We start from the raw sequence: 11,604 nt of genomic DNA, 5'->3' as shown, positions 1-11,604 counted from the left end.
ATGCATCCCCTTTTAGAAAAAGCTCATAAAATCAAACAGAACCTAAATTGGTCGCTGATTTTTGGCGTGAGCTTTTTTTTAGTTGTTATTATTGGCTTAGTGCAAATTACAACGGGTGTATCTGATTGGTTAGTAAAAAATAAAGATGCACAAATAAAGCACTTAACGGTGCAAGGGCATCCTAAATACACAGATGAAACCGCAATAATAACAGCAATAAAAAAAGCGGATTTAAGTAGTTTTTTTGAGCTTGATGTAAAACATGTACAACAGCTAGTGCAAAATCTACCTTGGGTGGCCACTGTATCGGTGCGAAAACAATGGCCTGATACGATTCAGGTTTACGTTGTTGAACACGAGGCGGTTGCGCATTGGAATAGTGACTTGTTAATTAATAACAACGGTGAGGCTTTTCAAGCTCGCAGCGATAAGTTAAGTAAAGATTTACCTCAGTTATTCGGCCCAGAAGGGAGCGAGCAAGAAGCATGGATTGCTTTTAAGCAGTTTGACGAAATGCTTAAAGTAAACGCGTTAACGCTTAAAAGTTTAGCGTTATCAGAGCGTTTTTCTTGGCAGCTTTGGCTTGATAGCGGGGTGCGCTTAAATTTAGGGCGTAGGGATAAAGCCAAGCGTGTACAACGTTTTATAGACGTTTACCCACGTATGGAATATCCAGAAAAAGCACAGATAGATGCAGTCGATTTACGGTATGATACCGGCCTTGCAGTGAGCTTTAAGCCAGTGCAAGAAGAACAATTACAAAATAAGAGTAAGGCATGACTAAGTCAGCAGAAAGAAACCTCGTGATTGGATTAGACGTTGGTACCTCGAAAGTGGTAGCCACGGTAGGTGAAATCACCGCAGATAACAAGCTCAGCATTGTTGGTGTGGGCAGCCAAGTATCCCATGGTATGGATAAAGGTGGCGTTAACGATTTAAACTTAGTGTCTGAGTCTATTCGCCGCGCTATAGACGAAGCCGAATTAATGGCAGATTGTCGAATTAGTTCAGTGTACTTGGGGATTTCTGGTAAACATATTCAATGCCAGAACGAAAGCGGTGTTGTTGCTATTAATAATACTGAAGTAACAGACGAAGATATTGAAAATGTGATTCACATTGCGCGTTCTGTGCCTATTTCAGCTGAACGTAAAATGCTGCATGCACTACCGCAAGAGTACAGCATAGACATGCAAGAAGGGATTAAAAACCCACTAGGCATGAGCGGTGTGCGTATGGAGGCACGTGCTCACATTATTACCTGCTCTAACGACATGGCTAAAAACATAGAAAAATGTGTTGAGCGTTGTGGCCTTGAAGTCGACCAATTGATATTTACAGCATTGGCTTCTTGTTATTCAGTTCTCACAGATGATGAAAAAGAGCTTGGAGTCGCGGTACTCGATATTGGTGGTGGTACAATGGACATCACTATTTATATCAACGGTGCGCTGCGTCATTCAGCAGTAATCCCTGTGGCGGGTAATCAGGTAACGGGTGATATTGCAAAAATATTTCGTACACCTATATCGCATGCAGAGTCACTCAAAGTACAATACGCATGTGCAAGCAGCCAATTGGCAAGCAGTGAAGACACTATTGAAGTACCAAGTGTAGGCGGGCGCCCTGCAAGATTAATGTCACGTCATACATTATCAGAGGTGGTAGAGCCTCGTTTCAGAGAATTATTTGAACTTGCGATGGAAGAAATTCGTCGTTCAGGTTTAGAAGACCAAATTGCGGCAGGTCTCGTTATAACAGGCGGAACTGCCAAAATGACTGGTGCAATGGAAGTGGCGGAAGACATTTTTCAAATGCCAGTAAGGATAGGTAAACCAATCGGGATGGTTGGTTTAACAGACTACGTAGATGATCCTTCGTACGCAACCGCTGTTGGTTTGTTACAATACGGGCGCACCATGCAATCGATGAATGCACAAAAGTCGAAAGCAGAGGATAACAATAATTGGTGGAACCGCATTACTAAATGGTTTCAAGGCGAGTTTTAAGACTCAAGTCGGAGAGTGAACATGTTTGATATAATGGAACAACACAGCGAAGAAGCTGTAATAAAAGTAATTGGCGTGGGCGGCGGCGGCGGTAACGCAGTTGAGCACATGGTAAAACAGCAAATCGAAGGCGTGCGCTTTATTGCCGCTAATACAGATGCGCAAGCATTACGAAATTCGGCTGCTGACGTAACAGTTCAATTAGGCACACAAATAACCTCAGGGTTAGGTGCGGGTGCAAACCCTGAAGTAGGCCGTGAATCGGCTGAAGAAGATGCAGAGACTATTCGTGCAAGCCTTGAAGGTGCCGACATGGTATTTATCGCAGCTGGAATGGGCGGCGGTACAGGTACAGGGGCTGCGCCTGTGGTTGCTAAAATTGCTAAAGAGCTGGGTATTTTAACTGTTGCGGTAGTGACGCGTCCTTTCGACTTTGAAGGTAAGAAGCGTGCAGCAGCAGCTGAACAAGGTATCAGCGAGTTGTCAGAAATTGTAGATTCGCTTATTACAATTCCGAACAATAAATTACTTAAAGTTTTAGGCAAAGGCACTACACTTCTAGATGCATTTGCTAAAGCTAATGACGTATTATTTGGTGCAGTACAAGGTATTGCAGAACTCATTACGCGCTCTGGTTTAATTAACGTGGATTTCGCTGACGTACGAACTGTTATGTCTGCTATGGGTACTGCTATGATGGGTACTGCATCTGCGTCAGGTCCTGATCGTGCACAAGAAGCCGCAGAAGCTGCTATTTCAAGCCCATTATTGGAAGACGTTGATTTAACAGGTGCCAAAGGTATCTTAGTTAATATCACCGCGGGTATGGATATTGCGATTGAAGAATTCGAAATTGTCGGTAACCACGTTAAAGCACTTGCCTCTGAAAACGCAACGGTTGTTGTGGGTGCGGTAATTGATCCTGAAATGAGCGACGAGTTACGTGTAACTGTAGTTGCAACGGGTTTAGGCGGCGATCGTCGTCCACAGTTTGGTATTGTTGATAACGGTTTTAAAAAGGCTTCGGGTTCTGATGTTGCAAACACGTCTAACCAAGCAAGCAGCATGTATGTGCCTAGCTTTGCAAGCCAAGACAGCACCGATGAAAGTGCAGCTAAAGCACAAACTGAAAGCGCAGAAAAAGCGAGTTCAGCAAGTTCTAGCAATACAGCAAGCTCGTCGTCGCAAACGAGTAAAAAAGCGGATAAATCAGAGGGTGGTGATTACTTTGACATCCCTGCATTTTTACGCAAACAAGCAGACTAATAAAAAACGTTATTTTGCTGGTAAATTGAGCGAATATTGTAAGGCGCGCGTATATATGTTACTATCCGCCGTCTAACTGTAATAAATTTAAGTGAGCGAACCTATGATTAAACAGCGTACGATTGCAGAAGTAGTCAAAGCCATAGGAATTGGACTTCATAAAGGTGAGAAGGTCACAATAACTCTCCGACCTGCGAGCGCAAATACTGGGATTGTATTTCGTCGTGTCGACCTTGATCCGGTTGTTGAATTTGAAACAACACCTGAAGCCGTTGGCGATACGCAGTTGTGTACCTGTTTAATTAACAAAGATGGCGTTCGTTTATCAACTACTGAGCACCTAATTGCTGCGGTTGCAGCAATGGGGATTGATAACCTAATTGTAGAATTAGACAGCTCAGAAGTGCCAATTATGGATGGTAGTGCATTACCATTTATTTATTTATTACAAAAAGGCGGCATTGAAGAGCAAAATGCAGCTAAACGCTTTATTCGTATTAAAGAAAAAGTTCGTATTGAAGAAGGCGACAAATGGGCCGAAGTAGAACCGTACGACGGTTTTCACATCGACTTTGAAATCGCTTTTGATCACCCGGCTATTAACGAAAGTCGTCAGCGTGTTGGTTTAGACATCACCGCTCAAAGCTTTACTGAAGAAATTAGCCGTGCTCGTACTTTTGGTTTTATGAAAGACATTGAATACATGCATGCTAATAACCTTGCTCTAGGTGGCAGCATGGACAGCGCAGTAGTACTTGACGAGTTTAAAGTACTAAACCCAAATGGTTTACGCTACAGCGATGAGTTCGTTAAGCACAAAATACTAGACTGTGTTGGTGACATGTTTATGACAGGCCATAACATTTTAGGTAAGGTGACAGCGTTTAAGTCGGGTCACGATTTAAACAATAAGTTGCTTCGTAAAGTAATGGCTACCGAGTCAGCGTGGGAGTGGGCAACATTTGAAACGCCTGTAACGATGCCTGCACCCGGTCTTGAGTTAGCAACAGCCTAACCAAGTATTTTAAAGTACACACTTAAAACAGTTACAAAAAATGACGCTTATTAGCGTCATTTTTTTTGCTATGTATCTATTCTTTTAAAATAGTAAGTTTTAAAAATTAAATACCTAAAATGGCTTGTAACTGTTCTAATTTGGTTATTGTGTAAGTGGGGGTTATTCCTTCTGGTAATTGTTCACCAGGGTGTTGCAACCAACATGTATCTATACCTACATTATTACCGCCAAGTATGTCACTTGATGCGGTATCACCCACCATTAATATTTGACCCTTATTTGGGTTACCCATCAGTTCGAACGTATGTCCAAAAATAGCTTTGTTAGGTTTTGCTATACCTACAAGCTCAGAAATAACTAACCATTCAAACATATCTTTTAAACCAGTATGCTCTAAACGTACTGTTTGTAGGCGAGCAAAGCCATTAGTAATGATGCCTAACCTAGCATGAGGTCTTAATTTATTAAGCAACTCTATAGCGCCTGGTAATGGTTCACAAATTTGCGCCATTGCATCTAAAAATGCATCGTTCAACTCTTTAGCGGGGACATTTAATTTTGCTGACCATTCGTTAAAGCGGGTTACCTGCAAGTAATCAGCACTAATAACACCATTTTGATAATCAACCCACAGTTGTTTATTGGTTTTTTGATAGTGAATGTAATCGTCTTGCGTAAAATTAACGCCGTAATTTTTAAACATACGGGTCATACCGGCTAATATATCAAACCTAAATAAAGTTTCGTCTGCATCAAACAACACGTAGCTGTATTTCATTCAATTTCCTGTATTTTATTTGCGATAAAGGTCGCTATGTAAAAAGGGTGCCATGGCCAAAGTTAGTGCTTGGGTATAGGTACTTTCGCGTGTTGCATGGTTATTTGTAAGCAGGCCAATGGCGCCGCCTTTTTGTTTTATATTTGTGGTGTTAAATGCTTTATCCATTACATCGCCAAGCTCTTCGCCATTAAGTAATGCTTTAAAAAGTATATTGGGTAATGGAAGATTACTGCTTCGCCCTACAACCTGTTCTGTGGCGTTATCAATAACAACATAGGCAAAGGTCGCTGCACCATAGCTAAACTGCTCTGCACCGCCTTCCATTGCCACGTAGTAATCGGCTTGATGGAGCTTTTTACAATAGTTAACACGGTTTTGCGCACCAATACGTGTTTCATCTTCACCAATAGGTTGATCTGGCACGTTTGAAGGAGCGTTAACACCTAGGCAATCAATGGTGTTATTTGGAAAGTACATAGTAAAAATATGCTTTGCTGCATTTATTTTTACTGGATTTTTAGATCCAACTATAACTTTTAACAATGATGACATGCTGATCTCGTATTGAGTAAAATCAGCAGTGTACGTGACTTCTGTTAAACAAAAAAGGGCACTAAAGCGATAATACTAAATAGGTAAATCAAGCGGAGCAAGGTTTTCTAGTGCGCGCTTTTTCATAATAATATCTTTTATCAGTGGTGTTAATACAAGCTCCATTGCAAGACCCATTTTACCGCCCGGTACTACCAGGGTATTAATACGCGACATAAAGCTGCCTTCAATCATTCTCAAATAATAAGGAAAATCAACATCTTCAATGCCTCTGAAGCGGATCACAACAAAGCTTTCATCAAGTGATGGAATGTCTTTTGCGCTAAATGGGTTTGATGTATCAACGGTAGGCACACGCTGAAAGTTAATATGCGTTCGTGAAAACTGAGGGGTAATATGATTTATGTAATCGTCCATACTACGCACAATTGACCCCATCACGGCTTCGCGAGAGTGGCCTCGCTCTGAAGTATCGCGGATTAGCTTTTGTATCCATTCAAGGTTAATGATAGGTACCATGCCTATGAGTAAATCAACATGCTTGGCTACATCAACGTCTTGGTCAACAACTCCGCCATGCAAACCTTCGTAGAACAAAATATCTGTATTATGCTCAAGGTCTTGCCAAGGAGTAAATGTGCCAGGCAGTTGGTTATAAGGTACAGCCTCATCAAAGGTGTGCAAGTAGCGGCGCAATTTGCCTTGCCCTGTTTCACCATAATTACTAAATAACGATTCAAGGGCGCCAAAGTCGTTAGCTTCACGGCCAAAGTAACTAATATGTTTACTTTCTTGTTGGGCTTCGCGTATTTTTTTGTCCATTTCGGGACGTGTATAACGATGAAAGCTATCACCTTCAATAAATGCAGCCTGAATATTTAGGCTACGAAAAATATGCTTAATGGCATTGGTCGTGGTGGTTGTACCCGCACCCGACGAACCAGTAATTGCAATGATAGGATTTTTAGCTGACATGTTAATTCTCTTTTTTAGGACCAGGCTATATAACCAGACTAAACTTAACACTTTTTTAAGTCGTTTGGGTATCTTACGTGTTGACTGACTAAGCTCAAGTGACGTCATCAGCAAATAACGTTATCATGAGGTGCTTAAAATTAAAACGAGAGAAAGCATGAAACTTTTAAAACCATTACTTAGCTTCTTTTCATTAAGTGCCTTAGCCGCAGGTTGTGCACACGCTAACATGCCTAAAAGCCAAATATTACTTGCTGATTTAAATACGCCATATGGTGTTCAAGTGACCATAGTAAGCGACAAAACAAGTTACAATAACCAGCCTTACTTAATTAATGACGATTTATACTTTACCCATGAGGTAATAACTAATAACCAAAGCCAAACCGATATTGCACACTACAATTTAACAACACGTGAAATAACTAACTTAACAAATACACCTGTCAGTGAGTATTCGCCAACGTTAATGCCTAATAAAACAAGTTTGTCAGCCATTGTTGTAGAGGCCGATTCAAAACAAAAATTGTGGCAGTATCCGCTTGATACACAAAGTGCGCCTAGTCGTATTTTTGATTGGATAGAGCCTGTTGGCTACCATGCTTGGGGCATTAAAAACGATTTAGTGATGTTTATTTTAGGTCAGCCGCATACGCTTCAATACACCTCAGTAGACGCTGCTAGAGGTGAAATAGCCGCCAGTGATATTTCTCGTACACTTATTTATAACCACAACGCGGCGATGTTTTTATTTAGTTACACTAAAAATGATCAGCATATTTTAGCGAGCTTTAATCCACAAAATAAACAAGTAGGCGATTTATTAAGACTACCCACTCAGGTACAAGACTTCATTTTAAAAGATGATAAAACAATTGCTTACGCTATTAAAAACCGTATTTATCAACGTAAGCTCGATGGCAGTAATGAAATATCGCAATGGCTTGATTTAAGCACTTACTGCGAAACTAATATCACCCGAATGAGTTACAACAACGATAAGCTTGCATTTGTATGCGACGTAACACAATAAAGTAAGACTTCAAACTGCGTATGCGTTAAGGTGATACGCAAATTAACGAATAGGGATAAACATGGCGTACAGTGCAGATGAGTTAACAGAGCAGCTTATAAAACTACAATGCAGAAGTAATTTTAAAATTAAAAACATTGCTGAATACATGTTAGTTAATTCTAAAGAGGCCTTTTACACTCACAGTGAAAGTGGGAAAGGCAAAATAGTGATTCGCCCTGCATTTGAAGTATTTAGCGATGACTTTAATGACATAGATTGTGTAACACGTGCACAAGGGTATTTTCATAGCAGTGAAATGACCCGATTTCCAACTCGTATATATAAAAGCGCTCAACCAATTCATTATGGTGTCGCATTTAAAATAAATTCAGAGCAAGCTGCAAAAGACTTTATTGCTAAGTTGACGATGATCATTGGTAATTAATCTGAACTTTAGTTAAGAAGTTTTTTATCCGTAATTTGAGTTAATTAGTTTCGCCCTAAAATTATAAAGCCGCTGAGTGAATACTCAGCGGCTTTTTTATAGCTTAATCACATAGTGGTTATTTACTGTTTAAGAAGCTATTAACCGAATCAAGCTCGCGTTTTTTTAGTGCAATACAATCAAGCGTACTTTCTTCTAGTTTACTCAATGTACGGCTGTACCCAGGCACTTCTGAAATTTTATCGTTAAAGAAGTTTTGAGTGGTTGCTAAGCTTTTGGCATCACAGCCTACGGTTGTAAAGTACGGTAAATTAGGAATAAAGAACGGCGGCAAACTTGCTGTTACTTTATCGTAATTGTTATAAACCCAATCGATAAATAATGCTTGGCGCTCTTCTGTGTAACTTTGCCCAGATAAAATAGTACGCATATCAGAGGCGGTTACTTCATCAGTTAAGCTGTAAGCCAGCACTGTATTTTGTAACTCAGACTCACCAAAAAAGCCCATAGCAGCTAGCATGTTAGTGCGCACTTGAGGGTCTTTAGTCGTTTTAAATGTTGTCATGAATTGAGCAAGCAAGGCTTTATCACCATGAAAAGCCGCGAGTCTTAAATAAACACCTGCTAAGTATGGGTCTACTTTTTGAGGATTAGTCAAATACACTTGCGTTTGTTCTTTGGCTTTATTGATTACGTTTTGGTCTTCGCCATCAAAGCCTAAGCGTGATATAACGGCTGCACGAAGTTGCGACACTGCACCATCTTCGTCAATTTTTGCCTCTAAACCATATTTTTTAGCAGCAGGAGTCACTGCGTCACGGATAAATGCAGGCCATAAGTCTTTATTGCTTTCATCTTTGAACGTACGTTGCTGCGATACTAAGTAGCCCAGTGCAGTATTTGCTACACGAGGGTGGCTGTCACTTACAAATACTTCAAGTGTTTGCATTAACTTGGCGGCAGAGATAACGCCAGCCTTAAGCAGTGCATCGGTGGCCGATAATAGCGCTAAACGTTCGCGGTCAGTCAGCACTGTTGGCGCGTTTTCAATTAATGCGTTAAATTGCGCGTCATCCATTACCCAGCGGTAGTAGCCAAGAGCACCTTGGTCAGGGTAAATCCACTCTGGTGCAAAATCTAAATCAAGCGTTTGGCTTTGTTTGTTTAGTAAAACACTGGCTGTTTTAACGTTGTCGCCTGCACCGTATTTAATCGTTACTGGCACATTCCAAAGTTGTGCTGGCGCATCAACACCTGCATTTACAAAGCGGCTTTGTGAAATGGTTACTTTTTTGCCTTGCTGTTTGACACTCACAAGAGGAAAAGAAGACTGTTCAATAAATGATTTTAAAACACTGGCTACATCTTTATTTGATGCTTTACCTAGTGCTTGCCATAAATCAGCCGCTTCTGCATTTTTATAAGAGAAATCTTTTAAATAACGCTGAATCCCTTTTTGGAACGCCTCTTCGCCAATCCAGTTTTCAACCATTGCAAGTACTGAGCTACCTTTACTGTATGCAAGGCCTAATCCGTCCATAATGTCAGCTTCGGTTTTAATTGGCTTACGAATAGGCTTAGTGCTTAAGCGGGCGTCTAATGCCATTACGTTATTTTGTGGTAAGTCTAAATGTGATTCAAACTCAGGGTTTAGCTGCTTGGTCATTTTAGCTGCCATCCAGCTTGCAAACGCTTCGTTTAACCACAGGTCATTCCACCACTTCATGGTTACCAAGTTACCGTACCATTGGTGTGCTAGTTCGTGAGCAATAATAGATACGTTACGTTGTTTCTTACTGCGTGTCGCTGCTGCTAAATCAACGAGTAAAATGTCTTCGCGGTAAGTTACTAAGCCTGAGTTTTCCATTGCGCCAAATGGGAATTCAGGCACGGCAACTGAGTCGAGTTTTTTATACACATAAGGAATACCAAAATACTCTTCTAATGCTGCAAGTACGCGCGGCATATTATCTTTAGCATATTCGGCTAAATGAATTTTACCTTGAGGAGTAATAACACGCCCAGGAATGGGCATCCCTTCAATGTCTATTTCTTCAAACGGGCCAACAGCCATTGCAACTAAATACGATGGAATAGGCGGTGTTTTATCAAAAAAGTGGGTTGTCATATCACCATTTATTGTTGTTTTTAGTTCTGGTGTATTGGCATATACTTTTTGTGAACTTGGAGCCGTTATTGTTAACTGAAAAGGAATTTTATAGCTTGGCTCATCAAAAACGGGGAAGGCACGACGTGCATCACTCATTTCAAATTGGGTAAATAGGTAAGGTGTACCTTGATCCAATGTTTTGTATAACCCCACACTTTGGCGGTTGTAGGGAGCAGAAAAATCAATATTAAGTGTGTATTTACCTGGTTGAATTTTTTCATCACAGCTAAATTTAACTTTACCTGTTTTAAGTATTTCATTACTTAAGTCACAGTTTTCTTTACCTAAAAGTTGCGCCATTTTTACAGCATAATCCACACCGTTTAGCTCAATGTAATGTGTTGGTTTTAATACTTCTAAGGCAATTTCAGTCATCCCTGTGAATGTATCTTTGCTTGGGTCGAGCGTTAGCGATACATTTTGCGAACTTGGTTTTGCGAGTTTTTCGATAACGAATTCGTTAGCGTTTGCTGCATTTATTGCTAGCGCAACACTCACAGTTAAGAGGCTTTTAAGAAACATAGTGATCCCTTGTTTATTGTTAGAAACGCCCAGATTTTTATGGGTACAGTTTATCCTACCAGTTTTTGTGAGGCGCGTAATTGATTTAAGAAGTGGCTTTGATGGTAAATAGTAACAAAGTTTGTCAGTGGCTTTCGCGTGATAGAAAACGTTGCCAGCTGAGTTGTGTATTTATAATACGTACTTGTTGAATAACCGTATTTAATAAGCTGATTTCATCAAACTGATTATCTGGGTATTCATTAAAACCCATTAAATAATTAAAAGCATCTTTAGAGTTAGCCTGAAGCGCATAAATACGCACTTGTTGTTCAAAGTTAAGGCGTAAGCTACTAATGGCGGTTTTCATACCGAGCTGGTCAACGTTGGGGATATCACATTTTTGCAAATAGCCGGCACGATCGCCTTCACCCGAAAACCAAATACGTACTTTTTCACTGTATCTGCCTGTTTTAGCCGGGAGATCAAACATAAGTCGCTGGTGGTTTTTAGACTTTATAAACTCAACATAATCGCTAAATCCTGCATCGATAAGTGCTTTATGTGCAGGGACTAAGCGGGGCTTTATTTTACCGTGAGTATGAAAGCTAAAACATAAAATATCATCAATAATACAAAGATCATCAAGTGTTAAACAGCCAATTTCATCACTGTAAGCACCGCTGTAATAGGCTATTAGTGGCAGCCAAAAGTGCCAATGTTTTGCTTGCTCGCGAGGGAGTCGAACATCACCGTATATATATCCATTATAAATAGTGTGCAGTTCCATGGCTGAAAAAGGGCGGCGACCAAGATGGGTTTTCAACGTAATACCTTGAAAATAGTGAGATGCTTTATTTTATACCCAACTA

At 40.4% G+C, this 11,604-nt stretch carries 11 protein-coding genes; 6 read left to right on the top strand and 5 right to left on the bottom strand.

Features of this window, described 5'->3' with window-relative positions; genetic code table 11:
* From MTF67_RS02460 to lpxC, 4 genes are all read left to right on the top strand, one after another.
* Nucleotides 1-780: a cell division protein FtsQ/DivIB gene (locus MTF67_RS02460; protein ID WP_006792148.1), complete on the top strand. Its 780-nt coding sequence runs from the start codon at nucleotides 1-3 to the stop codon at nucleotides 778-780.
* Nucleotides 777-2,009, top strand: coding sequence for a cell division protein FtsA (ftsA, locus tag MTF67_RS02455; RefSeq protein ID WP_010555687.1), 1,233 nt, complete (start codon nucleotides 777-779; stop codon nucleotides 2,007-2,009). Before MTF67_RS02460 ends, ftsA begins: the two co-directional genes overlap by 4 nt.
* 21 nt (nucleotides 2,010-2,030) lie before the next feature.
* A complete protein-coding gene (gene ftsZ / locus MTF67_RS02450) occupies nucleotides 2,031-3,275 on the top strand; it encodes a cell division protein FtsZ (RefSeq protein ID WP_010555688.1) in 1,245 nt (414 codons plus the stop codon).
* Between the two features lie 103 nt (nucleotides 3,276-3,378).
* Nucleotides 3,379-4,290 (top strand): UDP-3-O-acyl-N-acetylglucosamine deacetylase, encoded by a 912-nt coding sequence (gene lpxC, locus MTF67_RS02445; protein ID WP_008126813.1) that lies wholly within the window; start codon nucleotides 3,379-3,381, stop codon nucleotides 4,288-4,290.
* A gap of 106 nt (nucleotides 4,291-4,396) precedes the next feature.
* Here the strand turns inward: lpxC and yjjG are convergent, their stop codons facing one another.
* The 3 genes from yjjG to MTF67_RS02430 all read right to left on the bottom strand — a co-directional run bounded on the left by yjjG (nucleotide 4,397) and on the right by MTF67_RS02430 (nucleotide 6,601).
* Nucleotides 4,397-5,071, bottom strand: coding sequence for a pyrimidine 5'-nucleotidase (gene yjjG / locus MTF67_RS02440; protein ID WP_248518619.1), 675 nt, complete (start codon nucleotides 5,069-5,071; stop codon nucleotides 4,397-4,399).
* A 15-nt stretch (nucleotides 5,072-5,086) separates the two neighbouring features.
* Complete coding sequence (yjjX, locus tag MTF67_RS02435) at nucleotides 5,087-5,626, bottom strand: inosine/xanthosine triphosphatase (RefSeq protein WP_248518618.1); 540 nt, start codon at nucleotides 5,624-5,626, stop codon at nucleotides 5,087-5,089.
* A gap of 75 nt (nucleotides 5,627-5,701) precedes the next feature.
* Complete coding sequence (locus MTF67_RS02430) at nucleotides 5,702-6,601, bottom strand: phosphoribulokinase (protein WP_138740409.1); 900 nt, start codon at nucleotides 6,599-6,601, stop codon at nucleotides 5,702-5,704.
* A gap of 157 nt (nucleotides 6,602-6,758) precedes the next feature.
* Between MTF67_RS02430 and MTF67_RS02425 the strand changes: the two genes are divergently transcribed.
* Both MTF67_RS02425 and MTF67_RS02420 read left to right on the top strand, forming a co-directional pair.
* Entirely contained in the window at nucleotides 6,759-7,634 is an 876-nt protein-coding gene (locus MTF67_RS02425; protein ID WP_248518617.1) for a hypothetical protein, read from the top strand.
* A gap of 61 nt (nucleotides 7,635-7,695) precedes the next feature.
* The gene (locus tag MTF67_RS02420) at nucleotides 7,696-8,061 is read left to right on the top strand and encodes a hypothetical protein (RefSeq protein ID WP_248518616.1); all 366 of its coding nucleotides are present in this window, start codon (nucleotides 7,696-7,698) and stop codon (nucleotides 8,059-8,061) included.
* Between the two features lie 118 nt (nucleotides 8,062-8,179).
* Here the strand turns inward: MTF67_RS02420 and MTF67_RS02415 are convergent, their stop codons facing one another.
* Both MTF67_RS02415 and MTF67_RS02410 read right to left on the bottom strand, forming a co-directional pair.
* The gene (locus MTF67_RS02415) at nucleotides 8,180-10,753 is read right to left on the bottom strand and encodes a M1 family metallopeptidase (RefSeq protein WP_248518615.1); all 2,574 of its coding nucleotides are present in this window, start codon (nucleotides 10,751-10,753) and stop codon (nucleotides 8,180-8,182) included.
* Between the two features lie 124 nt (nucleotides 10,754-10,877).
* Nucleotides 10,878-11,558, bottom strand: coding sequence for a hypothetical protein (locus tag MTF67_RS02410; RefSeq protein WP_248518614.1), 681 nt, complete (start codon nucleotides 11,556-11,558; stop codon nucleotides 10,878-10,880).
* Between the last annotated feature and the right edge of the window lie 46 nt (nucleotides 11,559-11,604).

Origin of the sequence: Pseudoalteromonas sp. 2CM32C (genome assembly GCF_023161925.1) — a bacterium.
GTDB lineage: Bacteria > Pseudomonadota > Gammaproteobacteria > Enterobacterales > Alteromonadaceae > Pseudoalteromonas > Pseudoalteromonas marina.
Note: the sequence above shows the minus strand (reverse complement) of the source record. Positions and strands in the feature narration are given on the sequence as shown.